Annotated in this window: 21 protein-coding genes and 1 pseudogene; 10 read left to right on the top strand and 12 right to left on the bottom strand. The window is 55.4% G+C overall.

Annotation, left to right across the window (positions count from 1 at the left end; genetic code table 11):
• Positions 1 to 272: 272 nt before the first annotated feature.
• A complete protein-coding gene (locus ACWWD9_RS00745; RefSeq protein ID WP_455867415.1) occupies positions 273 to 1,199 on the top strand; it encodes a hypothetical protein in 927 nt (308 codons plus the stop codon).
• 315 nt (positions 1,200 to 1,514) lie between these two features.
• Positions 1,515 to 3,206 (top strand): YbaL family putative K(+) efflux transporter, encoded by a 1,692-nt coding sequence (ybaL, locus tag ACWWD9_RS00750; protein WP_015831200.1) that lies wholly within the window; start codon positions 1,515 to 1,517, stop codon positions 3,204 to 3,206.
• A 96-nt stretch (positions 3,207 to 3,302) separates the two neighbouring features.
• On the opposite strand, the gene pqqA (ACWWD9_RS00755) is transcribed toward ybaL, so the two are convergent.
• Positions 3,303 to 3,374 (bottom strand): pyrroloquinoline quinone precursor peptide PqqA, encoded by a 72-nt coding sequence (gene pqqA / locus ACWWD9_RS00755; RefSeq protein WP_013440845.1) that lies wholly within the window; start codon positions 3,372 to 3,374, stop codon positions 3,303 to 3,305.
• 237 nt (positions 3,375 to 3,611) lie between these two features.
• On the opposite strand from pqqA (ACWWD9_RS00755), the gene ACWWD9_RS00760 reads away from it, so the two are divergent.
• The gene (locus ACWWD9_RS00760; protein WP_013443463.1) at positions 3,612 to 3,896 is read left to right on the top strand and encodes a DUF5666 domain-containing protein; all 285 of its coding nucleotides are present in this window, start codon (positions 3,612 to 3,614) and stop codon (positions 3,894 to 3,896) included.
• An 81-nt stretch (positions 3,897 to 3,977) separates the two neighbouring features.
• On the opposite strand, the pseudogene ACWWD9_RS00765 reads toward ACWWD9_RS00760, so the two are convergent.
• The 6 genes and pseudogenes from ACWWD9_RS00765 to ACWWD9_RS00790 all read right to left on the bottom strand — a co-directional run.
• Positions 3,978 to 4,268, bottom strand: a pseudogene (locus ACWWD9_RS00765) (HU family DNA-binding protein); the annotation flags it as partial.
• A 397-nt stretch (positions 4,269 to 4,665) separates the two neighbouring features.
• Positions 4,666 to 5,409, bottom strand: coding sequence for a dienelactone hydrolase family protein (locus ACWWD9_RS00770; RefSeq protein ID WP_455867416.1), 744 nt, complete (start codon positions 5,407 to 5,409; stop codon positions 4,666 to 4,668).
• A gap of 187 nt (positions 5,410 to 5,596) precedes the next feature.
• The gene (gene pqqA / locus ACWWD9_RS00775) at positions 5,597 to 5,668 is read right to left on the bottom strand and encodes a pyrroloquinoline quinone precursor peptide PqqA (protein WP_013443459.1); all 72 of its coding nucleotides are present in this window, start codon (positions 5,666 to 5,668) and stop codon (positions 5,597 to 5,599) included.
• Between the two features lie 400 nt (positions 5,669 to 6,068).
• Complete coding sequence (locus ACWWD9_RS00780; RefSeq protein WP_455867417.1) at positions 6,069 to 8,447, bottom strand: TonB-dependent siderophore receptor; 2,379 nt, start codon at positions 8,445 to 8,447, stop codon at positions 6,069 to 6,071.
• 95 nt (positions 8,448 to 8,542) lie between these two features.
• On the bottom strand, positions 8,543 to 9,526 hold the full coding sequence (locus ACWWD9_RS00785) for a FecR family protein (RefSeq protein WP_455867418.1): 984 nt from the start codon (positions 9,524 to 9,526) through the stop codon (positions 8,543 to 8,545).
• Entirely contained in the window at positions 9,523 to 10,020 is a 498-nt protein-coding gene (locus ACWWD9_RS00790; RefSeq protein ID WP_013443456.1) for a sigma-70 family RNA polymerase sigma factor, read from the bottom strand. The genes ACWWD9_RS00785 and ACWWD9_RS00790 overlap by 4 nt, the downstream gene beginning before the upstream one ends.
• A 167-nt stretch (positions 10,021 to 10,187) precedes the next feature.
• On the opposite strand from ACWWD9_RS00790, the gene ACWWD9_RS00795 reads away from it, so the two are divergent.
• The 4 genes from ACWWD9_RS00795 to ACWWD9_RS00810 all read left to right on the top strand — a co-directional run bounded on the left by ACWWD9_RS00795 (position 10,188) and on the right by ACWWD9_RS00810 (position 19,574).
• A complete protein-coding gene (locus tag ACWWD9_RS00795) occupies positions 10,188 to 13,787 on the top strand; it encodes a DUF748 domain-containing protein (protein ID WP_455867419.1) in 3,600 nt (1,199 codons plus the stop codon).
• Positions 13,788 to 13,981: 194 nt separating this feature from the next.
• The gene (locus ACWWD9_RS00800; protein ID WP_455867420.1) at positions 13,982 to 15,001 is read left to right on the top strand and encodes a trypsin-like peptidase domain-containing protein; all 1,020 of its coding nucleotides are present in this window, start codon (positions 13,982 to 13,984) and stop codon (positions 14,999 to 15,001) included.
• 210 nt (positions 15,002 to 15,211) lie between these two features.
• Positions 15,212 to 18,415 (top strand): efflux RND transporter permease subunit, encoded by a 3,204-nt coding sequence (locus tag ACWWD9_RS00805; RefSeq protein ID WP_455867421.1) that lies wholly within the window; start codon positions 15,212 to 15,214, stop codon positions 18,413 to 18,415.
• On the top strand, positions 18,405 to 19,574 hold the full coding sequence (locus ACWWD9_RS00810; RefSeq protein WP_455867422.1) for an efflux RND transporter periplasmic adaptor subunit: 1,170 nt from the start codon (positions 18,405 to 18,407) through the stop codon (positions 19,572 to 19,574). The genes ACWWD9_RS00805 and ACWWD9_RS00810 overlap by 11 nt, the downstream gene beginning before the upstream one ends.
• Here the strand turns inward: ACWWD9_RS00810 and ACWWD9_RS00815 are convergent.
• The 3 genes from ACWWD9_RS00815 to ACWWD9_RS00825 form a co-directional block, all read right to left on the bottom strand.
• Positions 19,571 to 20,305 (bottom strand): helix-turn-helix domain-containing protein, encoded by a 735-nt coding sequence (locus ACWWD9_RS00815; protein ID WP_148211196.1) that lies wholly within the window; start codon positions 20,303 to 20,305, stop codon positions 19,571 to 19,573. The two genes, ACWWD9_RS00810 and ACWWD9_RS00815, sit on opposite strands and share 4 nt — an antisense overlap.
• 536 nt (positions 20,306 to 20,841) lie before the next feature.
• Positions 20,842 to 21,102, bottom strand: coding sequence for a hypothetical protein (locus ACWWD9_RS00820; RefSeq protein WP_013443450.1), 261 nt, complete (start codon positions 21,100 to 21,102; stop codon positions 20,842 to 20,844).
• 164 nt (positions 21,103 to 21,266) lie between these two features.
• A complete protein-coding gene (locus ACWWD9_RS00825) occupies positions 21,267 to 21,662 on the bottom strand; it encodes a hypothetical protein (protein ID WP_455867423.1) in 396 nt (131 codons plus the stop codon).
• Between the two features lie 332 nt (positions 21,663 to 21,994).
• Between ACWWD9_RS00825 and infA the strand changes: the two genes are divergently transcribed.
• A complete protein-coding gene (gene infA / locus ACWWD9_RS00830) occupies positions 21,995 to 22,252 on the top strand; it encodes a translation initiation factor IF-1 (RefSeq protein ID WP_013443448.1) in 258 nt (85 codons plus the stop codon).
• Between the two features lie 169 nt (positions 22,253 to 22,421).
• A complete protein-coding gene (locus tag ACWWD9_RS00835; RefSeq protein ID WP_013443447.1) occupies positions 22,422 to 22,625 on the top strand; it encodes a cold-shock protein in 204 nt (67 codons plus the stop codon).
• 107 nt (positions 22,626 to 22,732) lie between these two features.
• Here the strand turns inward: ACWWD9_RS00835 and ACWWD9_RS00840 are convergent, their stop codons facing one another.
• Complete coding sequence (locus ACWWD9_RS00840; RefSeq protein WP_013443446.1) at positions 22,733 to 24,049, bottom strand: hemolysin family protein; 1,317 nt, start codon at positions 24,047 to 24,049, stop codon at positions 22,733 to 22,735.
• A 260-nt stretch (positions 24,050 to 24,309) separates the two neighbouring features.
• Between ACWWD9_RS00840 and ACWWD9_RS00845 the strand changes: the two genes are divergently transcribed.
• Positions 24,310 to 25,065 carry a tetratricopeptide repeat protein gene (locus ACWWD9_RS00845; RefSeq protein ID WP_455867424.1) on the top strand — a complete coding sequence of 252 codons (756 nt, stop codon included), beginning with the start codon at positions 24,310 to 24,312 and terminating at the stop codon, positions 25,063 to 25,065.
• A gap of 119 nt (positions 25,066 to 25,184) precedes the next feature.
• On the opposite strand, the gene ACWWD9_RS00850 is transcribed toward ACWWD9_RS00845, so the two are convergent.
• Positions 25,185 to 26,750: a protein adenylyltransferase SelO gene (locus ACWWD9_RS00850; protein WP_455868122.1), complete on the bottom strand. Its 1,566-nt coding sequence runs from the start codon at positions 26,748 to 26,750 to the stop codon at positions 25,185 to 25,187.
• Between the last annotated feature and the right edge of the window lie 194 nt (positions 26,751 to 26,944).

Consider the following 26,944-nt stretch of genomic DNA (forward strand, 5'->3'; position numbering starts at 1 on the left):
CCTGACATGGTGGGATGGTCAGGGTGTTGTAAGTTTCCCCTGTTACCTTTTAGTAGGCTTTTGGGCGGCAAAGTTTCGATTTTTTTTAAAAGCAGGCAACACGAGCTCAAGCTCGCAAACGAATATGGCGCCATCTGCCACCAAGTGATGATTACTTTTTTTAACATTACGCTATTACGCTTGATGTTAAGCTTATGGTCGTTCATGCAACCATCTCGGGTGGCATGGCTCCAATATGGCGATTTAGACCAGCATCAAGCTCACAAGAACCCGTGTTGATTAACAAACAGCCCTCTTCGCAACTGCCCACCTCTGCCGCGGCCGCTTTTTCCTGGGATAAACGTCCCAAGGGTGATCGCATGCTGCAGATTCGTATCAGCCGCAATACGCTGATCGCGATTGTGATTTCGCTGCTGATACACGCGATTCTGCTGTTTACCGTCATCATTCATCCCCTGGATTCGGGCCCGGAAGCGGAGCCTGCCGAATCCAGCCAGATTGTGATGCAGCTGGGCCCCAAGGCGGCGCCTAAAGCTGCTGAGACGCCGCAACCCAGTACGCAGGCCGAGCCTGAGCCCGCCCCGGCGCCCAAAGCACCTCCCAAGGCTGTCAGCAAACCGGTAAGCAAGCCAAGCAAGCCGACTTCGCCTCCCGTCATGGCGGCTCAGCCACCTGCACGTGAACAAGCTCCCACTCCGCTGGATAGACGCGTTCCACCCCAGCCTGCGCCGGAGCCGGATATGTCGCCTCCACCGACCGACATGATGAGCTACGTCAAACAGCAGCAGGACAGGCGACGTGCGCAGGGCGATCCTTCCATCCTGAATGAAGACGCCGCGGCCAAGGATCGTGGGCCGACAGCGGACGAGATTCGCGAGGCCAATATTCAGCGCAACCTGAAAGAAGCCGGCGGCGGTGTGTTCCAGATTACCCAGATGAGCTCACGCGGAGCCAAATTTGTATTCCGCGGCTGGCGCTACTTCAGCAATCCGCGCACCGAATATATCGAGGTGGAAGCTCCACCTGATGGCGATATCCGCCGGGCGGTGGTCAAGCGCATGATCGAGATTATCCGGCGTGATTACAAAGGGGATTTCACCTGGGAGTCCAAGCGTCTCGGGCGGGTGGTGACTTTGTCTGCACGTCCCCAAGACAATGATGGCCTGGAAGATTTCCTGATCAAAGATTTCCAGTGGTAGCCCGCGGCAGAGCCCTGATCTGGGGCGCCCTGCCATTCATCGTTCATAATCCTTGAATCAGATGCGAACCATTTTTAATGATGAGACTCCCTTATGGTGGGGAATCACTTTTTAGTGAAGCATCATCAATAAAAAAACGGGAAGACAGCAGAGTAAGGCTCTGCGAGTGCTTAGCCTGGCGGGCTGGTCAATACAGGCTTTTTTGCATGCAATGGGATCAGTACCTTCACCGATAAAATGCGGCCCCGCTTACCGCACTGTAGCTGATTTTCAATGCAGTGATGTTCAATAACAATCTTCACAAAAAACTGCGCTATGGACCATAACATCACTCTCATCTCCACCGTTGCGGCGGGCTTCGGCCTGGCGCTGGTGTTCGGCTTTATTGCTGAAAAAATCAAGTTGCCCGCTCTGGTGGGTTATCTATTGGCCGGTATTCTGATTGGCCCGGCCACGCCCGGCTTTGTTGCGGATACCGGCATCGCTTCCCAATTGTCTGAAATCGGCGTCATGCTGCTCATGTTTGGCGTGGGCCTGCATTTCTCGATTGCGGATCTCATGGCGGTCAAACGCATTGCCTTGCCTGGTGCAGTCGTACAAATGACGCTGGCAACCGTACTGGGCGCCAGTGTGGCCTATTGGTGGGGCTGGACCCTGGGCGAGGGGCTGATATTTGGCCTGGCGCTGTCCTGTGCGAGTACGGTGGTGCTGCTAAAGGCGCTGGAAGCGCGGGGCATCGTCGACAGCATGAACGGCAAAATCGCCGTGGGATGGCTGGTAGTGGAAGACCTTGCCACGGTCCTGGTGCTGGTATTGATGCCACCGCTGGCCGGCATACTGGGCGGTACCGCTCAGGTGGAAAGCGCCGCCCCCCTGTGGCAAACCATAGGCTTTACCCTGTTGCAGGTTTCATTTTTCATTGCATTCATGCTGGTGGCCGGCAAGCGTTTGTTGCCCTGGTTGCTGTGGCATGTGGCAAAGACCGGCTCACGCGAGTTATTCACCCTGGCGGTGATTGCGGCTGCCATCAGCATTGCGTTTGGCGCAGCCAAGCTGTTTAGTGTGTCCTTTGCCCTGGGCGCTTTCTTTGCGGGCATGGTGATGCGCGAATCCGAATTCAGTCATCGTGCCGCAGAAGAATCCCTGCCCTTGCGCGACTCGTTTGCCGTGCTGTTTTTTGTGTCGGTCGGCATGCTGTTTGACCCCGCGATTCTGGTCAAGGAGCCATTCAGCGTGCTGGCGGTGGTCGCGATTATTATTGTCGGCAAATCCATTGCCGCCATGGCGATCGTGCTGGCATTCCGCTATCCGCTGAATACGGCGCTGACGGTGGCTGCCAGTCTGGCGCAAATTGGCGAGTTTTCCTTCATTCTCGCCGGGCTTGGCATGAGCTTGGGTATCCTGCCCGCCGAGGGCATGAGCCTGGTATTGGCGGGGGCGCTGATTTCGATTGCGCTCAATCCCCTGGTATTTTCTCTGGCGAAACCCATCGAAAAATGGCTGCTGAGCTTTTCAAAACTGGCGCGGCATCTCGATCGCCGTACCGACCCGTTTGCCGAACTGCCCATGAGCACCGAACGCAAGCTGCTTGAAGGCCAAGTGGTGCTGGTGGGCTATGGCCGTGTCGGGCGGCGTATTGCCCAGGCATTGACCGAGCAAGGCATACCGTTTGTGATTGCCGAGCAAAACCGTGAGATTGTGGAAGGTCTTCGCAAAAAAGGCATCGCTGCCGTGTCGGGCAATGCCGCCGATCCTGCCGTTCTGGTGCAGGCGCATATTCAGAATGCGTCCATGCTGGTGATTGCTACGCCTGAAACCATCGATTTCCGCAAAATGTCCGAGGCGGCTTCCACCTTGCAACCCAGCATTGAAATTGTGGTGCGCACCCATAATGAAGAGGAATCCACCCTGCTCAGAAAAGATGGCGTAGGCACAGTGTTCTATGGCGAGGAAGAACTGGCGAAGGGCATGACCAAGCACATACTGGATCGTTTCGTGCAGTCTTAGCCTTACGTAGCTTTCGCCCATAAAAAAACGGAGGGAAACCTCCGTTTTTTTATTCTCATCAGGCGCTACAAGCGGGCGCCTGGATATGAGTGACGTTTAGCGATTGCAAACGTACATCGTTACTTCAAAGCCAAAACGCATTTCGGTAGCTTCTGGTTTGGTCCACATGATAGTTCTCCTCATTGGTTTGGTTAAGTCATCCGGGTAATGAATCAGCGATAACTTGCTGTATTCGTATGACTGCAGTATGCGCCGGCGGTTTTATTAAACCCCTGCTGCCATTCATGATTCACGCCTCATGATTTTCATTAAACATTGCGAGCTGCAATTGACGCTGGGTGGAACTTAATCGCTCAGCGCGTACACCTACAAATACATTCATACCGATAAATAAGGAGAGAGACCATGATGAAATCGTGTCTTGTGATCGCAGGTCTGCTGGCTTTGCCCATGGCAGCCATGGCCGATACCGAGTTCTATGGCACCATCCAGAGCAAGCCGGATAACAACCTGGGTGTCTGGGTGATCGGTGACCAGCAGATAGAGGTGAATGAAAAAACCAAACTGGAGGACGACCATGGTCCGCTGGCCATTGGCGCTTGTGTGGAGGTGGAACACAAGAATGGACTGGCTAAAGAAATCGAAAGCGAGAAGACAGAGAAGTGTACAAAACCGGCCGGCAAGCTCTGATCAATTCCCATGCATCACGACCATAAAAAAACGCCAGCATATGCTGGCGTTTTTACCTGACTGAAAGAACCGTGGTTCAGTTTAGTTCAGGGCATCCTTCAAAGCCTTGCCGGCGCGGAAGGCTGGAGCCTTGCGTGCAGCAATCTTGATTTCTTTACCGGTTTGCGGATTGCGGCCAGTACGGGCAGCGCGTTCCGAAACTGCGAAGGTACCGAAACCGATCAGGGTTACGGAGTCACCCTTCTTCAAAGCGCCAGTCACACTGCTGGTGAATGCATCAATCACCTTGCCAGCGGCAGCCTTGCTAATACCAGCGCTTGTTGCAATTTCTTCAATCAATTCTTGTTTGTTCATAGTGTTTTCAATCAAGGTTGTTGGATGGAGCGCCTATCTTAACCTAGTCTGGCAAGCTTTGCGGCACTTCATATACAAATTTTTTTAAAATTTCCTGTGATTGAGCACATTGAATATTTTTGCGAAGCGTAAGCCACTTACGGTGAATACTTATGCAAACCAGCAATCGCTCGTCTTTTTGCATAAGTATTTATTAAATTAATGATTTTTAAATATTTTTTTTCGAACTTCTCAGTATGTGGCGCGCCGATGTCTTATCGCCATGAGGGGAAGGACAAAAAATCAGGAGTGGTCAAAAAATGTCACATGCGCTTGTGACCATGCATAAAAGGCCGGAAAACCACTCAGGATTTCCCGGCCTTTCATCTATGGACTGTCAATTTCTACCGCTTGCTATACCAGCCCAGTGGCGGCATCAGGCTTTTTTCAGGGTATTGCCAAACAGCTGCAGTGCCAGCTGGTAGCCTGTATTGGCGAGTTGGGGGTCATAGCGCTCGCCCTCATCACGCATGAAGGCATGCTGGCCATTGAACTCATGCCAGGTGAAAGACAGGTTGGCTTCGGTCAGTTTTTGATATACCTCGGCGCGACCAGCGGTCGGAATATGGTTGTCCTGCTTGCCCCAGATCATCAGCAGTTCACCCTTGATATCGGCCAGGCGCTCCATGCTGTGCTGGCCTGATTTGTTCGGGATAACCGCTGTATGCAGATCGGTGGCGTAGAAGCAGGCGGTTGCCTTGATCTCAGGCTGAAGGGCTGCACGGAATGCCAGATGGCCACCAATGCAGAAGCCCATGGCGCCAATGTCACCACTGCACCACGCTTGTTGCTTAAGGTAGCTGATCATCGCTGCGTTATCGGTATCGTAGCCTTGGACATCCTTGGCTGACTTGTCTGCATTGCCTTTGTCGCGACCTGCATCGTCGTAGGCCAGCACGGTGCCAATCGGATTAAGCTCATGGAACACTTCGGGCACCAACACGGCATAACCATGGCCTGCCATGATTTTGGCCGCGCGTTCAATCGGGCCAGTCTGCTGGAAAATTTCTGAATAGAACAGAATAGCCGGGAAGCGACCCTCGCCTTTAGGACGGTGTACATAGGTACGCATCACACCGGTGGGTGTAGGCAGGTCAACGATGTGGCTTTGAATCAGCATGAGAATCCTCCAGCTAAAGTAATAAAACGGTTTTTTATGTAATGTTCTTTATTTTAGCTTGCTGAGACAGGTTTTCGGAAAATTAAAATGCAAGAGGATGGCGTTTTTTCAGATAAAAAAACAGGAGCCTAGGCTCCTGTTCCACGCCAGCAACAATGTGCCAGTTATGTCCCTGCTCTTTGGCAGATTAGCGATTGCAAACGTACATGGTCACTTCAAAGCCAAAACGCATTTCTGTTACTTCTGGTTTGATCCACATATTGATAGCCCTTGTAACCGTTGAAATTCAAACTTAGGAGAGTTAAACGCTTGGGCGTTTGACGAAAACATTATGTGCTGGACCAGGGTATCTGCGGCAGAGACAAACTCATGAAACATGGCTCATGATTTTCATGAGATAAAAAATGGAATTTTCGGGTGCTAGACAGGAAATGTACCCGGGAAGTGTTTTGCCAGAGAGTAAAGAGGATCAGAAAGCTGGCTGGCGTTTAAGGGTCACCAGCCAGTTTCTGACTTACCTTGACGGGAGATGATGTCTTGGTGAATTCATCATGCTCCAGTTGAGAATGATTGTCAATTGCATAGTTGAGATTGTGAAAAATTCTTGCTTAACACGCATTACAGTCGACTTTTATCACCCTAATTGCAGGCATCAGGCGCTAGAAATTGCCCCGCAAGGTCAACATGACATTCCGTGGGTCGCCAAAATAGCTCTGCCGTGACCAGCCTTCCATGCGTGAATAGTAGGATTTGTCGAACAGGTTATTCCCCGTCAGGCTTAACTCCCAATGCGGGTCTATGCGATAGCTGACCTGAGCTGAAGCCAGGGTATATCCTCCCTGCTCCCATTTCGTGGTGCCATCAGATGCATAAACACCGCTGCTGATATTCAAACCACCGCCAAGGGCCCATGCTTCTGAAAGCCGATATTTATTCCAGAGCTTGAAGTTATGTTTGGGTGTGGAGGTGGCGAAGACCAGGCCCTGGTTGGCTTCATCCGCTTTCAGGTATTTGGTTTCGGTATAGGCATAACCCGCCATGACATCCCAGTTTGAGCGCAGGCGACCGCTGATCTCGGACTCAAACCCTTGACTGCGGACTTCTCCCGCCGAAATGGAATAATTCGGATTGTTGGGATCCGTCATGGCTCGGTTTTCATCGTTGATACGGAACAGGGCCGCGTGCAGGTTAATCTTTCCATCCTGCAATTCGCCTTTGATGCCGACTTCATACTGTTTGCCCGTGCGTGGTTTCAGGATTTTTTTATCAGCACTCAAGGCGGTTTGTGGCTGAAAGATATCGCTGTAGCTGCCATACAAGGAGTATTGCTTGTTGATATCAAAGACAAGCCCGGCGTAAGGGGTGAACTCATGCGTGATGCTGGCATCGCCATCGGCCGAACTTTTACTTTCGTTTTTCCAGTTACTCAGACGTCCGCCCAGTATCAATTTGGTGTTGTCGAGCACTTGCAAGCGGGTTTGACCATAAATACCCGTTTGGCTGGTTTGGTAAACATCGGCAGGTTCGTAGATAAAATCGGGTTTTGCCACACTGCGCGCTGGAGTGAAGATATTTTGTGTCGCTCCATACACCTGGGCATAGGCGGTGTTGGCATTAAACACGCGCGAGTTCAGGCCGACGAGAAGGTTATGTTCTTTACCCAGCGCCGTGAATGGCTGGGTGAGGTAGGCATCCAGGCCGTAATCGCTGGTTTTGCCTTTGCTTGCCAGCAAAACACGGTCAAAGTTACCTGCGGCGTCTATATAGGAGTCGCCAAAGGCGCTGGTTTCAAGACCGTAACGGCGCTCCAGGGCACTGGCGCGTATCTTGAGCTCTCCGCCGCTGACGAGTTTATGCTCCGCTTCCAGGAAATAGCTGTTGCTGTTCTCGTGCTTGTTATCCCAACCGGAGCCAATATAGGTTGAACGGCTGATATCGGCCACACGCCCATCCGCATAAGTGGGAAGACCAAAGGTCGGACGGGAATCCATGCTCGTAATGGTGGCACCCATGGATAGCGTGGTTCTCGGCGTCAGATCGAATTCCAGCGTGCCGTAGATAAGCGGTTTGCGTGCATAGTCATGATCAATGAAGGATTTCTTGTCCTGATACATGGCCACCAGGCGCCCTCGCACTTTGCCCTCGCTATCTAGCGCACCCGTCACGTCAAATTCGCCGCGATAATTATCCCAGGAGCCGCCCTGCACGCTGGTTTTGATCGCGTAGTCTGCCATCGCGCGTTTGCGTACCAGATTCACCGTGCCACCGGGCTCGCCGGTTCCTTGCAGCATCCCTGCCGGGCCTCTCAACACTTCAATACGATCGTAGGTTGTCAGGTCGAGTGAGCTGGTCCCCCATGCGCCTTGGCTATCCTGCACCGGAATGCCATCTATTTGAATCACGTCCAGCCCATAACCCCGTACGGAAATGCCCGCGGTATTACTGCCGTAATTCACCACCGTCATCGCGGTGGTTTGTTGCATGGCATCTGCCACGGTGGTCATGTTCTGATCGTCCATGCGCTGGCGCGTCACGATGCTCAGCGATTGCGGAATGTCGCGCAGGCGCTGTTCGCCTTTGCCGATGGATACCATGTTGGACGTGTAGGAATGGCTGTTTTCGGTGGTGGCGGTTTGTTCCGCCGCCGCTAGCACCGATACCTCCGGCAGGGTTTCGACGGCAGCACCTGAGTCTGTCACCACCGGTTTCAGGCTAAAACCAGCCTCTGTTGTCACGGCTTGCAATCCACTGCCGGAGAGCGCCTTGTCCAGCGCTTGCTCGGCAGTCATCGCGCCATGAATGGCGGGGGCTGACTTGCCTTTTAGCAAGGCCGGGTCGGCGGCGATGGACTTTCCACTTTGCCGGGCAATACGGATAAGCGTTTCATCCAGTTTGTCCGCTGGCAGATCGTACTGGTGTGTGGCGTGCAGGCCCGTCGTTTGATTGGCACTGTGAGGCTCGGCCCAGGCAGGCATGCCTGCAAGGGTTAGCGAGATGGCCAGCGGGATTAGCCCGGGCTTGAAAATAGATAGTGTCATGTATAGCTCCCTGAAGCGATTGGTGATTTGGATTTACAAACACCATGTCCAGCGAGCCGGGGAAAACCCCTCAAAAAGACATCAGAATGTTGCAATCAACGGTTATCAATGAGCGTTAACCATGGCCCATAGTGCGTGATGCGTATGGGCAGGGCTTGCGCCATCGTACGCAGGCTGCGCTCTGAGTCATTCAACTGAAATACTCCGAATACCCGCAGCTGAGCCGCCACAGGCGATACTCGCAGATAATCCTTGCGATAGGCACGCAGCGCATCCACGACTTCGCCCAGTGACTGGTTGCGTACATCAAGCACGCCATCCTCCCATGCCGCATAAGAGCGCATGTCCTCGCGTGCTGGTGCAATTCCGTTACTGTCGAACCAGGCGGACTCGCCTTCTGACAGGACTTGCTGGTGCGGTCCGGCGGCAAGCAGCACGCTGTGCTGCAACACCACGGCGAGGCTGCGATCTGGCTGGCGGCGTACCATAAAGCGAGTGCCCAGAGCCGTGACAGAGCCGTGAGTTGTGGCGACGGTGAAGGGGCGAGCCGGATCTGCCGCGACCTGTACGATGCAGGCGCCAGCATGCAGTGTGAGCCATCGTTTGCCTGCGCTGAAGTGAATGTCGATGGCCGACTCGGCATCCAGCGTCAATTGGCTGCCATCCCCCAGAATGACGGTTTTTCGTTCTGCCGTGCTAGTCGCGATATCGGCAGTCAGCGCCATGCCTGTTGGCGAGCGCTTGAGCAGATAAGCGGTTCCCAGGCCGACAAGCACCAGGGCCATGCCATTAAGCAGGCGTCGGCGCTGAGGCGATGTTGGCGCGCTTAATACCTCACGAATAACAGCAAGCTGCGCAGGTGACTGATGCTGGGTTGACTGCAATTGACTGGCTGGTTGCAAGGCGCGCGTCATCTCCTGCCAGGCCTGTTGGTGGCGATCGCTCGCCGCTATCCAGCGCTCAAACGCCGCTTTCACGTCTGCCGGGGCATGACCATTGTCCAGCCTCACCATCCAGTCGATGGCCGTCAGCACCAAGGGATCTACCGCCTCACTGGCCAAGGCTTTTCTGTTGTTCATCGAGCCGCCAGATAGCAGTGCAGCAGCGCCTGCTTCATATAACGCTCAATGGTGGCGACCGATTTGGCCATGGTGTCAGCTATCTGGACGTGCGTAAGGCCATCCAGCCGACTCAGCAAAAAAGCCTGCCGAACCTTGGGCGGCAGGCCATTCAATAGCTGATCCAATGCAGCGATAGCTTCGCGAATCAGCAGCATGTCTTCAGGAGATGGCTGATTGGCCTGAGGCTGCTGGGCAAGCGCGTCCAGATAGGCTTGCTCCAGTTCGCGCCGTCGCCAGAAGGTATAAAGTTCGCGCTTGGCCAATACGGTAAGAAAAGCCCGTGGCTCCTGTAATTGCATGAGTTGTCGCGACTGCAGTACACGCATGAAGGTGTTCTGGGCGAGGTCTGCCGCTTGCTGGGTGCAGCCCAGCTTGTTTCGCAACCAATGGGAAAGCCAGCCATGATGGTCGCGATAAAGTGCGTGCAGGGTGGCGTGATGGTGGGCAGACATGCGGCGGGCGTTTAATGAGAATGGTTCTCATTTTATGGTTGCCAGCATCAGGCGTCAACGCTTTCGGCGATGAGCAGGAATCCTCAAGCCGCGCGCTTCCCTCTGCAAAAGCAAGGTCGCCCCAGACCGGTGCATGTTTTATACTGCCGAAAAAGAAGGAGACTGCCATGTTAAGCAGAATCAGGACGCTACTGCTCACTACCCCATTCAAGATTTTTGCTGGCGTCATTATCGCCTACCTGCTGTTTGCTTATCTGGCTGTAGATCCTCTGGCACGCCGCATCTTGCCCTGGTTTGCCGAGAACAAGCTGGCCAGTCAGGCCAGTGTTGAGCACGTAAAGTTTGATCCTTTGCGATTGATCCTCACGATCGATCAACTCAAACTGAACCAGAAAAATGGCGCGCCACTGGCAAGCTTTGACCGTCTCTATATCAATCTTGAAACCAGCGGGCTGTTTCGCTTTGCATGGCGTATCAAGGATATTCGCCTGACCGCTCCCCATGTGGCCGTTGAGGTTGGCGCCGATGGACGGCTGAATTGGGCGGATATCATTGCCAAGCTGAATGAAGACAAGGATGACACGCCATCCACCAGCATGCCGCGCTTGCTGATTGATCATATTTTGATCGAAGGCGGGGATGTGGCCTATGTGGAACGCAACCGTCCGCAGCCATTTGAACTGGCCCTGCAACCATTGGGGCTGGAACTGGATGGTTTGTCTACCCTGCCTGAAGATAGAGGCGACTATCTGATCGTGGCGAAATTGCCTGCCGACGGTGGCAGCCTGAAATGGAAGGGCGATATCGGGCTTAATCCATTGGTGTCGCAGGGCGTGCTGGAGTTGCAAGGCATCAAGCTCGCACCCTTGATGCAGATCGTCAAGCATCAGGCACTGCCCGTGCGCCTCACGCAGGGCGAATTGCAAAGCCGGCTGACCTACAGCTTTGCCATGGTAAAAGGCGCCGATCAGCAGGATCCAACGCCAGAAGCCATCGTGCAGGACCTCAGCCTCGCGCTTGATAATGTAGCAGCTGAAGTGCAAGGTCAGCATGGACCTGCGCAGTTGCATCTGAAACAGGTATCTGTGGCCATGCCGCGCCTGGATTTTTCCATGCGCAAAGGTACGGAGCTGACATTCAAGAACATGCGTCTGGGCCTGCAAAAACTGACGCTGCAGCAGGCAAAAACACCCCTGTTTCAACTCGATGCCATTGATGTACAAGGCGTCGATTACGATCTTGCACGCCAGCATTTGCAGGTGGCGGATGCTGTTTTGCATGCAGGGCATATCAAGGCCGCCCGCAGCATTAATGGCAGCCTGGACTGGCAATCGCTGATACCGCCCGCTTCCGGTGAACCCGCGCCAACGTCCAGCCCGGCTCCCGATGCCGCCAAGCAGCCATTTACATTCGATATCGCCCATCTGCATCTGGCGGATTGGCGGGCCGAGTACCACGATGCCAGTTTTGTGCACCCCATGGATGTGGCGCTCAATGCGTTTAATCTGGAGCTGGGGCTGGGAAATAAAGATGGCAAGCTGCAGGTACGGGATATTCAAAGCCAGGTAGGGCCGGTGCAACTCAAATCGGCGCTCTATGCTCAGCCAGCAGCTACATTGTCCAGCCTGCAGGTGCACGATGGTGCCATGGATGTGGATGCGAAATCGGTCACGCTTGGTGCGGTAGTGCTCAGTGGTTTGCAGGCCCAGGTCTTGCGCTCCACCAGTCAGCCGCTGAACTGGCAGGCCATGCTGGAAACTCGAAACGAGGCTGCCAGTGCATCCGCTGTCGCGTCAGCGCCGGTCAAGCATAAAACCAGCCATGCGACTTCCACAGAAAAAACAAACGCTGCCTGGAAACTGAGCCTGCCCAGGCTGATATTGCAGGATGCCAGCGTGCACGTGGAAGACAATACGCCCGGCAAGCCGGTGGTGCTGGATATTGAGCGTGCAGGGATAGAGCTGCAGGATGTGTCGCTGGATCTTGGCCGCAGCATCCCCGTCAAGGCTGGCTTCAAGATCAAGCAGGGCGGGCAGTTCAATGCGGATGGCAAGCTCACGCTGTCGCCATTCAAGGCCGACCTCAAACTGGGTCTGGATGCCTTGTCGCTGAAGCCGCTGGCCCCCTATATCAATCAGTTCGCCCTCTTGCGGCTGAATGACGGTGCCGTCAGACTGAATGGCCAGCTCGGCCTCAAGACCGACCAGGCATTCAGTGCGCAATTCAAAGGCGGCTTTGCCGTGGACAGGCTGGCGATTGCCGAAGAAAACGGCGGTGCGACCTTCCTCGCCTGGAAAACCCTGGGCAGCGATAGCCTCAAGCTCAGCCTGGGGCCAGACCGCTTGCATATGGACGAACTGCGGATTGTGGAGCCTCAGGGCAAATTCATTATTCATGAAGACAAAACGCTGAATGTGCAGCGCATGATGCGCACTCAGCCAGTGAATCCGCCTGCGACGGCAAAAGCGAATACGCCCCCAGCCACCACGAGTAAAGCGCCAGCCAAGGCCACAAGCAAAACGGCGTCAGCCGGTGCCAAGGATTCATCCACCTTCCCGGTCAGCATTTCGCGGGTACGCATAGATCGCGCACGTCTGGAGTTTGCGGATTACTCGCTCAAGCCACAGTTTGGTACCTACATCAACAGCCTGTCAGGCGTGATCAATGGCCTGTCGACCGACCCCAATACCACCGCGCAGGTGGAGTTGGAAGGCAAGGTGGATGAGTATGGCTCGGCTCGCATTCGTGGCTCCTTGCAGCCATTCAAGGCGACCGACTTTACCGATCTCAAGCTGACCTTCCGCAACCTGGAAATGAACCGCCTGACGCCGTATTCCGGCAAATTTGCCGGGCGCCGCATTGAGTCGGGCAAGCTGTCGGTAGATCTGGAATACAAGATCAAACAGCGGCAGATGACCGGTGAAAACAAGTTTGTCATCAACAAGCTCCGACTCGGGGAGCATGTGGATAGCCCGGACGCAGTCAATCTGCCACTGGATCTGGCGATTGCCCTGCTGGAAGACAGCGATGGCATCATCGATCTCAACTTGCCGGTATCGGGCAGCCTGGATGATCCGCAGTTCAGCTATGGCAAGGTCGTCTGGAAAGCGTTTGTGAATGTGCTCGGCAAAATTGCCACGGCCCCCTTCCGTGCGCTCGGCAATTTGCTGGGCATCAAGTCAGACAAGCTGGAGGCGGCGGTGTTTGATCCTGCCAGTGCGGTGCTGGCGCCCCCCGAGCAGGAAAAATTGCAGGCAGTGGCAAATGCCATGGCAAAACGCCCGGCATTGACGCTGACCGTGACCCCTGCCTATGACGCGGCAGCCGACCGCAAGGCATTGCAGGAGCAGGCGATTCGCCGGGACGTGGCGCAGCGCATGGGGCTGAAACTGGCGCCGAATGAGCAGCCAGGTCCGGTCGATCTGCATAATCCCAAAGTGCAGTCGGCGGTATTCCAGCTGGCACAAGAGCGCGGTCCGGATGCCAAAAAGCGCGGCGTGCTGGGCAAGCTCAAGGATTATCTGGAAATCGCCAAACCGGAAGACCCCGCGGCGTATGACAGCATGCTGCAGCAGCTGAAAGATGGCGTGAATATTCCGGACAGTGCCTTGCAAGACCTGGCAAATGCACGTGCCGCCAGTGTGCAACAATATTTGCAGCAATCAGCCGGCCTGGCGCCGTCCCGGCTTGCACAAAGTGCAATCGATGCAGTCAGCGGGGATAGCGGGCAGGTGCCGCTTAAATTGAACCTGGGCGTCAGCAGGTAGTCCATAACTATGTAGTCGCTAGCTGCGGTCTCCCCGGTTCTGCGGTCAGCGGCTTCAAGGCCGCCTCATCTCATGCGTTGATTGCAGGATGGGGCGGCCTCATAACATAACCATAATCCTTTAGACTGCAACCACGCTCTCCCAGTTGAGCGGCGTGCATGCCCTGAAATGCGCAGTATGGCTGGAGAGCGACCATGCGAATTTACCAATCCCTGTGCGTGCTTTTAACGCTCGTCAGCCTGCCATCCTGGGCGGACGCCGAGCCTCCCGCCGAGCTGATTTTTGCGCTCAAAGGATCCATCGTCAAAATACATACTGTGACCAAAAGTGGCGGTCATGGCATAGGTTCTGGGGTTGTTGTTGCCGAGAATCTGGTGGCCACCAACTGCCACGTGCTGGCAGATGCGAATGGCATCAACGTGGCGGCGCGGGGTGAAACCTATGCGCCCGTGTCAGTACGCGAGGACTGGCGTCACGACATCTGCGTGTTGCGCGTGGAGTATTTGCCATTAAAACCGGTAGTGCTCGGCGATGACGAGCAGTTGCAATATGAGCAGGATGTCTTTGCCATCGGCTTCCCCGGCGGGCCACCCAAACCGCAAACCACCTTCGGTACCATCAAGGCCCTCTACCCGCTGGATGATGCAGCCATTATCCGCACGTCGTCTTCCTTTGTGCTGGGCGCCAGCGGCAGCGCGCTGTTTGACAGCGAAGGCAAGCTGATCGGGCTCAATACCTTCAAAAGTCCTGGGCGTCATAGCTATTACTACAGCATGCCAGTGAAGTGGATCAAGGCACTGCTGCAGGCGCCCGAGACGGAGCATGTCAGCCAGAACGGCAGGCCTTTATGGGATGCGCCTGAAAATCAGCGTCCTTACCTCATGCGGGTGGTGATCCCCATGCAAAACGAGGAATGGGATGATTTGCTGAGAATAGCCAGCGAATGGGCGGTGCAGGAGCCGCAGACGGTAGAAGCCATCTACTACAAGGCGCTGGCTGAAGAGCATCTGGGCGATTTGAAGGCGGCCGATGCCTTATACCGGCAGGTGCTGCAGGCCAATCCCCGGCATAGCGCCAGCTTGCTGGCGGATGCACGGATAGCGCGCCAGCAGGGTGAGTCCAATCGCATGCTGACTCTGCTTAGCCAATTGCAGTCCCTCGCGCCTGACATGGCGCAGGAGCTGGTTCCGCAAGAGGCCGGCCTCGCGCAATAAAACCCTCCCCATCCAAAATTCAGCGCGTAACGATAATAGTTAGCGTAAAAGTTGAATAATATGGCAGGATTGCCCAAGCACGAGACGGGCTGAATGCGCATAATGTTCAGCTGCGGTAATGCTCATCCTGTCATGGAATCCTGGCATTATTCTCGTGGTATTTCCTATTGATCACTTGTGTAGACGCCTCAGGGCGTTTTGAAAGTTCGTATGTTCAGCATTGTTCAGATTGCGCTTAAGCGCCCGTATACGTTTGTCGTGATGGCTATCCTGCTGCTGATACTGGGCATTCTGTCTGCGCTGCGCATGCCGACGGATATCTTCCCGGAGATTCGCATTCCGGTGATTGCGGTGGCCTGGCAATACACCGGCATGCCGCCAGATCAAATGGCAGGGCGTATCGCCACGGTGTATCAGCGCGTGCTTACCACGACGGTGAATGACATTGAGCACATCGAAGCCAATTCCTATAACGGCTTTGGCATCGTCAAGATTTTCTTCCAGCCCGGGGTGAATATCGCCACAGCCAACGCGCAGGTCACGGCCGTATCACAGGTGATATTGCGCCAGATGCCCACGGGTGTGACGCCGCCGCTGATCCTCAACTACAGCGCCTCCACGGTGCCTATCCTGCAGATTGCGCTTTCCGGCAAGGGCTTGTCCGAGCAGCAGCTGGGCGATCTTGGCCTGAATACCATACGTACGCGGCTGGTAACCGTGCCGGGGGCTGCGGTGCCGTATCCATTCGGCGGCAAGACGCGGCAGGTGCAAATTGACTTGAATCCGACCGCCTTGCAGGCGCGTGGCCTGGCCGCGCAGGATGTTGCCAATGCGCTGGCTGCCCAGAACCTGATCTTGCCAGTCGGTACGCAGAAAATCGGTGTGCAGGAATACACCTTGCAGCTGAATAATGCAGCGGGTGCCATGGATGACATTGGCAACTTCCCGATCAAGGTGGTCAATGGTGCCACGGTGTACATTCGCGATGTCGCCACCGTGCGCGATGGCAACCCGCCGCAGAGCAATATCGTGCACGTGGATGGCGCCAAATCCGTGCTGATGTCAGTACTGAAAAACGGCGCGACCTCGACGCTGGATATCGTGTCCGGGGTAAAGGCACGCTTGCAGGAAATCAAACCGACCTTGCCGGATAATCTCGAAGCGGTGCCTATCAATGACCAGTCCATCTTCGTTCGCGCGGCGGTTAAGGGCGTGGCGTTTGAAGGTGCGATTGCGGCGGTGCTGACCAGCCTGATGATCCTGCTTTTCCTGGGCAGCTGGCGCTCTACCGTGATCATTGCGGTGTCTATTCCGCTCTCCATTCTCGGCGCCATTTTTGCGCTGAATGCCTTTGGCGAAACGCTGAATATCATGACGCTGGGCGGCCTGGCGCTGGCGGTGGGTATTCTGGTGGACGATGCGACGGTGACCATCGAAAACATCAACTGGCACCTGGAACAAGGCAAGCAGGTGGAGCCGGCCATTCTCGATGGTGCGGCACAGATCGTGACGCCCGCGTTCGTGTCGCTGCTCTGTATCTGTATCGTGTTTGTGCCGATGTTCCTGCTGGAAGGCGTGTCGCGCTTCCTGTTTGTGCCCATGGCCGAGGCCGTGATTTTTGCCATGGTCAGCTCGTTCATCCTGTCGCGTACGCTGGTGCCTACCATGGCCAAGTACTTGCTCAAGCCACATGCGCCGCATACGGATTTGCACGGTACGCATGCCACCCTGCCAGCATCACGCAATCCGCTGGTCAGGTTTCAGCGTGGGTTTGAGGCGCGCTTCGAGCGCGTGCGCGAGGGCTATCACGGCTGGTTGCATGTCGCCATGCGCAACCGCAAGAAGTTCGTCATTGGCTTTATGGCTTTTGTCATGCTGTCATTTGCGCTGGTGCCTTTCCTCGGCCGCAATTTCTTCCCGGCGGTGGATGGCGGGCAGATCCTGATGCACGTGCGCGTGCCGGTAGGCACACGCCTGGAAGAAACCGCTGCGCAGTTTGCCGATATTCAGGCGGCGATCCGCGAGGTGATTCCGGCCCATGAGATTGTGACCATGGTGGATAACATCGGCCAGCCGATCAGCTCGATCAACCTGACCTACAACAATACCGGCATCATTGGCGCGCAGGATGGCGATATCCAGATTGCGCTGGCAGAAGGCCACCAGCCAACGGCGGACTATGTGAAAGCCCTGCGTGAGCGCTTGCCACGGCAGTTCCCGGGCACCACCTTTTCCTTCCCGCCTGCCGATATCGTCAGCCAGATCCTGAATTTTGGATCGCCGGCGCCAGTGGATATACAGATTCGCGGGGCCAACCGCGAGGCCAATTTTGACTATGCCAACAAGTTGCTGGAGCGCATACGCCAGGTGCCCGGCATTGCCGATGCGCGTATTCAGCAGTCGCGCAGCAGTCCGGTATTCAAGATCGATGTCGACCGCACGCGGGCACAGGAGCTTGGATTGACCGCGCGCGATGTCACCAATAACGTCATCGTCAATCTGGCCGGCAGCAGTCAGGTGGCACCTACCTACTGGCTTAATCCTGCCAATGGCGTGTCGTACCCGATTGTGATGCAGACGCCGCAGTACCAGATGAATTCGCTTTCCAAGCTGGAAAATCTGCCCATGAGCGGCAGTGCGAGTGAAGTCACGCCGATATTGGGCGGTGTCGCCACCTTTACCCGCGATCGGGCCAATGCCATCGTCAGCCAGTACGATATCCAGCCCATGATCCAGGTGCATGCCAGCACCCAGGATAGAGACCTGGGCGCCGTGGCCGCCGATATCCGCAAGATATTGGATGAGACCGCGCAGGATGTACCGAAAGGCACCACTGTAGCGCTGATGGGCCAGGTGCAGACCATGGAGCGCTCATTCAACGGGCTGTTGTTCGGTCTGCTCGGCGCCATCGTGCTGATTTATCTGCTGATCGTAGTCAACTTCCAGTCGTGGAGCGATCCATTCGTGATCGTCAGCGCCTTGCCAGCGGCAATTGCCGGCATTATCTGGATGCTGTTTGCGACCTTTACACCGTTGTCCGTTCCGGCGCTGACCGGCGCGATCATGTGCATGGGGGTTGCCACGGCCAATAGTGTGCTGGTGATCAGCTTTGCCCGCGAGCGTCTGGAGGTGCTGGGCGATGCCACGGCTGCCGCGCTTGAGGCCGGTTTTGTACGATTCCGTCCGGTGCTGATGACCGCATTGGCGATGATGATAGGCATGGCGCCCATGGCGTTGGGCCTGGGTGAAGGCGGTGAGCAGAATGCGCCGCTGGGCCGTGCCGTGATTGGTGGATTGCTGTTTGCCACCACCACTACCCTGATTTTTGTACCTGTCGTATTTAGCATGGTGCACGCACGCTTTAAACCTGCTGCGTCCCAGCCACATGTAAATGGAGAGCCGCATGTCATCTGAAACTCATAAGACGCCACCCTCATTACGCATAGGCGCCGTCATTGTCGGCGTTGTCTTGCTGGGCGTATTGATCGTTGGTATTACCGCCCGTGCGCAGAACGCGCGCACGCTCAAGAGCTGGACCGAGCAGCAGGCAGCGATTTCAGTCAGCGTGATCAACGCGACCGAAATCACAGGCGGCAAACCCCTGGAATTGCCTGGACGATTTGAGGCCTATGCTGCTGCGCCGCTTTATGCGCGTGTCAGTGGCTATCTCAAATCCTGGAAGGCTGATATCGGCACGCCGGTGAAAACCGGGCAATTGATTGCCGAAATTGAAACACCGGATCTGGATCAGCAACTGTTACAGGCACGGGCGGAAGTGGCAACAGCGAAGGCCAATGCCGATCTGGCTGCGATCACGGCCAAACGCCTGCAATCCTTGCTGGATACCAACTCGGTATCGCATCAGGAAGTGGATGAGAAGGTGGGCGATTATGCTGCCAAGCAGGCGCTGTTGCAGTCGGCGCAGGCCAATCTCGATCGCCTGGTGGCGACCAAGGCATTTGCGCGGATTGTGGCCCCATTCGATGGCGTGGTGACCTCGCGTAATACCGATACGGGCGCACTGATTAACGTCGGAAGCGGTACCGGCCCTGCGTTGTTTGTGGTGTCTGACAATCGGCGCCTGCGCCTGTATGTGAGTGTGCCGCAGGCTTATCTGGGCAGCATCAAGCCGGGGGATACCGCGGATGTGACGGTGCCGGAGCAACCAGGCCAGGTATTTCAGGCAAAAGTGGTGTCTGCTTCACAATCGGTAGATGCTGGTTCAGGTACCAGCCTGATGCAGCTCAGCCTGAACAATGCCGATGGCAAGCTGCTGCCAGGAAGTTACGCACGCGTCAGCTTTAATCTGCAAGGTCAGGCATCGCGACTCAGCATCCCTGCCAGTGCCCTGATTTTTGATGCGAAAGGCATGCAGGTTGCCGTGGTGGATGCTGATGGCACCGTCAAGCGCAAAGCGATTACTGTCGCCCGTGATCTGGGCAGTGCGCTGGAACTCAGCGATGGCATATCGGCGACTGACCAGATCATCGACAACCCGCCAGATGGCATTGCCGACGGTACCAAGGTGCTGATCAAGCAGGATGCTGCCGCCTCCGAAAAGAAAGCGGGCTAAGCCTGTTCCCAGCGATTGAGATAGGCCGTGGGTGGCGCGCCCATCACACGGCTGAACATGCTGGTAAAGCTGCCGGTGCTGGCGTAACCAAGCCGCAAGGCAATCTGCGTGACACTCTGCCCTTCCAGCAGCAGCTCAACAGCACTAATCAGGCATAGCTGCTGGCGCCAGGCGGTGAAGGTCATGCCGGTGTCTTGCATGAAGAGGCGCGACAGCGTGCGCGAGCTGGCCCCGGCCAGATGACACCATTGTTCCAGCGGCCGCGTATCGCCGGGGTTTTCCTGCAAGGCTTGCGTGACGCGACGTACGCGATGGTCACGCGCCTCCGGCAGAAACAGTGGCGCTTCTTTTTCTTCTGCAATCTGATCTATCAGTACCTGCATCAGCCGTGCCTGCGGGCTGTCGTCGGTATATTCCCATCCTGAAGCTGCGGCACGTATCACCAGCTCGCGCAATAAAGGCGAAAGCTTGAGCACACGGCAGCGTGCGGGCAGGCCATGCAGCAGATCGTGGCGAATATAAGCCGTATGCAGCCGGGCTGGTTGGGGATAGACAACACTGTGGTGTATCCCCGCTGGTATCCAGAATGCCCGCCCCGGTGGGGTTACCCACGTGCCTTCTCGCGTTGTAATCCGCATGCTGCCCGACACCACGAACATCAGTTGCCCACGCTCGTGCGTGTGCGTTTGCACACTTTGGCCTTTGGCGTGATCCACGCTCAGCGCCACCACCGGGCGGTCAGAGCTGTCCGGGTCAGCGCTGAGAGCCAGTGTTTTCCAGATGTGGTCAGGGAGCGAGCTGATGATGGGAATCCAGGGTGATGAACGGCTTTAATTATAAACAGAGCCATTTGAAGATGTGAACTTCATTGTTAACCTGGCTCGTTACGCGGACGACAGGCAAAAAAATGCCCGGGAACCCGGGCGGAGGCGTGGAACAAACAACTTGAAGAGAGAGATAAGCAATCAGGTGATCTGTAGTCAGTTTGGATGACATGGCCAGATCAGCCGGTTTCTGCTGGATGCTTAACCAACTGAAACCATGTATGCATATTAGCGGGGGGTTATTGCTTAACGATGACAGCGGTGTAACGCTTTGTAAGAGTTTTTTCGAGCGTGTGTAAAAATGTTACAAAATGCTAACTTAGGCGTGATCGTTAAAGTGAAAAAACAAAGGCTGCCTTTTGGCAGCCCGCTTGTTGGGTTTTTTCCGCGCAGTCGCTAGCCGGCGACGGATAATGTCGCAGGCAAGGGTGAGAGCAGGACGCTCAGGCAGATTTCTTGAACTGCAGGCTTTCCATGCAAAAGTTCTTTACTTTGCCATCGACCGCATCTCGCGCAAAGCCAATGCCCAGCATCAGGGCGTCGTCCTTGTTGCCAAAGCCGTTGCCCGGGCATGGAGGTGCCATGACAGAGCTCCGCTGGCTGTCATGCAGCGCCATGATGCTGACAGAGGGATAGTAACGTTCGGCTTTCTGGTAAAACGTAGCGCTAAGTTCGTAGCCGTTATAGGTGTGGGTAATAATCATGATCACTCCTTCCTAACTGACATTGCTTAAACGTGGATGACGCTTAAGCATAAGCAGACTTTGTGCCAGATTGATGACAGTCAGGTTAAAGATGATTTTCGGCGATGAGTGCGTGCCACTTTAAATGGGCCATGAAATGGCGCCCATCCTGCCATGGCAGGGCATCAGGCGCCGGATTTTCCGCGTTTGCTCACCAGATATAAGACAATACTCAGCGGCAGAAGAAGCACGCCGATCAACAGGTAGATGTTGCGGAAAATGCTGAATGGTGGTGCAGCTTGCGCCACGATGGATTTAACTGCACTGCTGGGCAGCATGCCCTGCTTGTTGTTCTTGTCCAGAAAAACCAGCAGGTCGCCATTTTTCGTATAGTCCTTTACCTCCAGCTGGCAACCCTCACTCGACGGCGTGCCAGGCAGCGAAGGTGCTTCTTCGCAATGGGCATAGCGGGTGGTGATGATGGATGCGCGTTGTTGGGCTACACCCAGCTCCAGCATGATGCCGATAATGATGAGGACCACAGCGGAACTGGACAGGAATATAAAGGTTTCTTTTCTCATGGCGGCGTGTCAGATAGTCAAGTGAAAGCCGGAATCAGTCCGGCCAATAATCCAGTCGCCATTCTAGCGCAAGCCCGCCGCAAACCACATGAAAACATAAGGGTTATGCGGCTAAGCTGCTGATTATTTAAGCTGTCATGGCTTTTTTCATTGCTTAAGTAGTCAAGTTGGCGCATAGTGCTGCACTTGGTAAAAAATAGTCTTCCTTGTGCGTTGCCATTTCTGGTGCACATGTCTTCGCTTTCTTGCCTCGCGTGTTTGTCCCGGATGTTGTATCGGTCGACAACATTTTCACAACACGAACTTTAATTTACTAAAAGGATGGGTCAGCGATGGCAAAAGAAGAACTAATTGAAATGAGCGGCGTAGTCGCCGAAATCCTGCCGGATTCCCGTTTTCTGGTCACTCTGGAAAATGGTCACAAACTGGTGGCCTACACCGCCGGCAAGATGCGCAAGAACAATATCCGCATTCTGGCGGGCGACAAGGTGACGCTGGAACTGTCGCCTTATGACGTCAGCAAGGGCCGTATCACCTTCCGTCACATTGAAAACCGTGGTGCATTCGTGCCGCGCCGCCGTACTTATTAAGCCGTTTTTGATTCGCGCTCAGGCAAATAAATTTAAATATTGATTGACAGGGTGCTGATTACTGCGTAAAACCTTTTTCAGGCGTTTGTAATTAAGAATTAATAATTTGTTTTATATGGTTTTTATTCAAACTTTCGGGGAGCCTCCCTTTTAGTTAGAAAGTATCAAAATGGCAACAGGTATTGTGAAGTGGTTCAATGATTCTAAAGGCTTCGGCTTTATTACTCCCGATGACGGTGGCAGCGATCTGTTCGCGCACTACTCGGCAATTGCCGACACCGGCTATAAGAGCCTGAAAGACAACGATCGCGTTTCTTTCGAAGTCATCGATGGCCCTAAAGGCAAGCAAGCATCGAACATTCAAAAAGCCTAATCCTGTATTAGGTTTGATGTGAAAAACGGAGCCTAGTGCTCCGTTTTTTATTGCCTGTTATTCGCTACGCCAACGTCTTGGCGGCTGATTCACCAGGCATATTCGCGTTAGCCACCCAACCCCAGCTCATCATCAAATTTGGGGTACACCCGCACCAGCAATATGCGCGGCCCCACCATCTTTTTGACCACAATGCTGAACTGGTCGAACTCGATCTTTTGTCCTTCCTCGGGCAAATCCCCCAGTTTCCACAGGATAAGTCCGCCGACGCTATCGGCCGCGTTGGAATCTATATCGATGCCCAGCGTGCGCTCCAGCGTGGGGATAGGCAGGCTGGCCTTGCCCAGTAGCGAGCCATCATCCAGTTTGGTCCATTCGCTGAGCGATTGCCTGAATTCATCGCGTATCTCGCCGACCAGCGCACTGAGCAGGTTGTCCAGCGTGACAAAGCCGACCGGCGGGCTGCCCTCATAACCCACCACGGTAAAGTGCGGCGCACCCTGCTGAAAGCGCCTGAAAAGCTCCGTCGCAGGCAGCTCGGGCGACACCATGGCAATCGGCCTTACCAGGTCTTCGATATCTTCCAGGCGGCCTTTGTGCTGGGCCACAAACAGGTCTTTCAGGTGGATGATGCCGATGACCTCACCGGAGGTTTCCATATAGGGATAGCGGCTGTAGCGCTGCTGCACGATTTTTTGCAGATTGGCTTCCAGGCTGTCGCCTTCATGCAAGACCACGGCTTCGTGGAAGGGGCGCATCACATCCGCCACATCCAGCTCACGGAAGTCGATGGCCTGGGCCAGTACGCGCCACTCGCTACGGCTGAATTTATCGTCAGCACGCGAGCTGCGCAGGATGACCTTCAGCTCATCTGCCGAATAATGCGAGTCGTGGGAGGTTGCGCTTTGCAGCCCCAGCACACCCAATACCAGATTGGCACTGTGATTGAGTATCCAGATTGCCGGGTACATGACCCAGTAAAACCCATACAGCGCAGGTGCCGTCCACAGGCCAATCTTTTCAGCGGAGCGAATCGCCAGTGATTTGGGCACCAGCTCGCCCACCACGATATGCAGGAAGGAAATAATGAAGAACGCCAGCGAGAATGCCACCAGATGGACAATGCGCGGGCTCTCAATGCCTGCTGCCTGCAGCAATGGCGTAAGCAGCTCGGCAAACGCTGGTTCGCCTACCCAGCCCAGGCCCAGCGAGGCCAGGGTGATGCCCAGCTGACACGCCGAGAGATAGGCATCCAGCTGCCCATGCACGCGAGTGAGTATGCGGCCGCGCCAGCCATAGGTCTTAGCCATGGCGCGTACACGGGTTGCACGGAGTTTGACGAGGCCGAACTCTGCGGCCACAAAAAATCCGTTTAACAACACCAGCAATCCGGCAAAAATAATCAGTAATACATCGGTCAGCATGTCGGGTTGGCTTTCGGGAACGAGGTTCCTGGATCAATAGCAGTAGTGCAGAAAATTGTGCAAACAGGCACAGCCCAGATTATCCATTAAAAGCGGTGACTGCGCCTAGTTAAGCACTGGCGCGGCCTGCATGCCACAGACCTGTTCGCTGAACATCGTTGTGGATCCCGCTGGCGGAACTATTGGGCAAGATGGCTTGCCCATACAGAGCTGTATACAGGGCTGCCACCAGACCCAGCGGGTTGGCGATGGCTAAAAAAATGACTTATACGCTGCAGGAGGCGATGGTGAAACGTTTATTGGGGTATCTCGTATGTGTGGCTTTGCTATTGCCTGTTACCAGTATTGCGGCCAGTCTGGACGAAGCCAAGGCGGCGGTAGACGCCGGCAAGTTTGCGCAGGCCGCGGCTATGTATCGCGAACTGGCGGCGGCGGGTGATGCCAAGGCCCAGTACAACCTTGGCCTGATGTATGCCCGTGGCGACGGTGTTCAGGAAAATCCTCAGGAAGCGGTGAAGTGGTACCGCATGTCTGCCGAGCAAGGCTTTGTTGAGGCGCAATATGCATTGGGCGTGATTTACTTCAGTCGCGATGGTGGGGTTGCCATGGATTACGACGAGGCGATCAAGTGGTATCGCAAGGCCGCCGAGCAAGGCCATGTGCGATCGCAGCTTAACCTCGGCATTGTTTACTTGCGGGGAGATGTCGTCCCGCAGGATATTCCACAAGCCCTGAAATGGTTTGGCCTGGCGGCCGAGCAGGGTGACAGCGATGCCCAGTTCAATCTCGGCAATATGTATCTCGAAGGGGAAGGCGTACCGGCCAGTATGGTGAATGGGTATATGTGGATATGGCTTGCCGCCGAAAATCCGCAGGATGCCCATAGGCGTAGTGGCAAGCGCAAGAAAATACTCATGTACCTCGAAGCCAAGATGACACCGGAACAGCTGGCAGAAGCCAAAGCTCTGGCGCAAACCTGTCAGGCCCAGCATTACCACAGCTGCAAGCTGGCCTGAAATGACACAATTGTGACCAATAGCGAGTCATCGCTATTGCATCATGTACTTGGCGTCGCCTTCCGCAAGGAGCCCACATACTTATCCACAGAAAATGTGGATGTGTGCAGGCAGGCGCTTTATGAGCTGCAAGACAGCATGGAACAACCGGCTTTCTGCCGAGCCCAATCCGGCCGCAAGGCATAAAGCGCCGCATGCTGCGGAAGATCATCGTAGGGCTGCCGCATGGCGCTGAAGAGTTGCTGCAGCATGGTGGTGTCGCCTTCGGTAGCCTGATCAATCGCCTGCTGCGCCAGATAATTGCGCAGGACAAAGCGTGGATTCACTTTGTGCATGGCAGTTTGCCGCGCCTCCTGGGACAGATTGTCGTGTTTGAGTCGTTCGCCGTAGCGTTGCAGCCAGGAATACAGGGGCGGGTGGAAGTCCTGCCACAACTCTTCACGATAAAACGCCGGGCGTAATGCTTCAGCTTTGGGGGCTTGCATATCCATATCGCCCAGCAGGCGGAAGAACATGGTCATGTCGACTTCCGCTCTTGTCATCAATTCGAAAATTTCGCTCATCAAGGCGGCATCATCGTCCTGCCAGTCGCGCAGCCCGAATTTGGCGGCCAGGCCCTGGCTCCATGCCTGCCCATAGGTGCTGTCAAATATGCCCAGGCTTTCGACAAGCGGCGCAGGCTCGGGCAACAACAGCGCCAGCGCTTCTGCCAGCCGTTCCAGATTCCAGCGCGCAATATCGGGTTGACGGCCAAAGCAGTAGCGGCGGCCGGAGGCATCCGTGGTGTTCGGAGTCCAGCCGGGATCAAAATTGTCTATCCAGCCATAGGGGCCGTAATCAATGGTGAGCCCGAGTATGGACATGTTGTCCGTATTCATGACGCCATGCACAAACCCTACGCGCATCCACTCCGCCATCAGCAGGGCCGTGCGGCGGCAGATCTCGCCAAACCAGATGGGCACGCGCTCATGCAGAGGCATATTGGCGGGGAAAGCCATGTCGGCAAAGTCGCGTTGCATGGTGAATTCGGTCAGGCGGCGCAGCAGATCAATATCCCCGCGCGATGCAGGCAGCTCAAAATGCCCAAAGCGTATGAACGATGGGGCGACGCGACAGACGATAGCGCCGGGCTCGCGTTCCGGATGACCATCGTAAAACATGTCACGTATCACGCTATCGCCCGTTGCCACCAGGCTCAGTGCCCGCGTGGTGGGGATGCCCAGGTGGAACATGGCTTCGCTGCACAAGAATTCGCGCAAGGAGGAGCGCAATACTGCCCGGCCATCGGCGCGACGGGAATATGGGGTGGCGCCTGCGCCCTTCAGTTGCAGTTCCCAGCGCTCGCCAGCGGCATTCACGGTTTCACCCAGAAAAATGGCGCGGCCATCGCCCAGCTGCCCCGCCCAGTTGCCAAACTGATGGCCGCCATAACAGGTCGCGTAGTGCTGCATGCCGGGCAATAAGCCATTGCCGGACAGGGCCTGCAGCATGGCGTCTGATTGCATATCCGCCGCAGTGAGTCCTAACGTGATCGCCATTTCGGGTGACCACGCCAGCATCCGGGGCGCGCTTACAGGCGTGGCGTCCACCCGCGACCAGAGTGCGCCATGCACCTGGCGCAGCTGGGCGCCCTGTATGGGGTCACCGGGGAGTTCGTTTAGCAGGCGATTATCGAATGACAGCATCATGACCTTGGATATAGGGGTTATTGGGCGGTGGCCGTTGTTGAATGCGTTGCCAGCCTGTGAAGTATCAATGACGGGCAGTGCTTCTTGCGAAGTCTAGCAGAAGCTCGCGATGAATCAGGCCCTGCAATCAAAAGACCACCAGTACCAAAACAAGTTTTGCCGGGCTTGAGCAAGTTTTTTTCATGATAGCC

Source organism: Methylovorus sp. SPW-M1, from assembly GCF_053848825.1.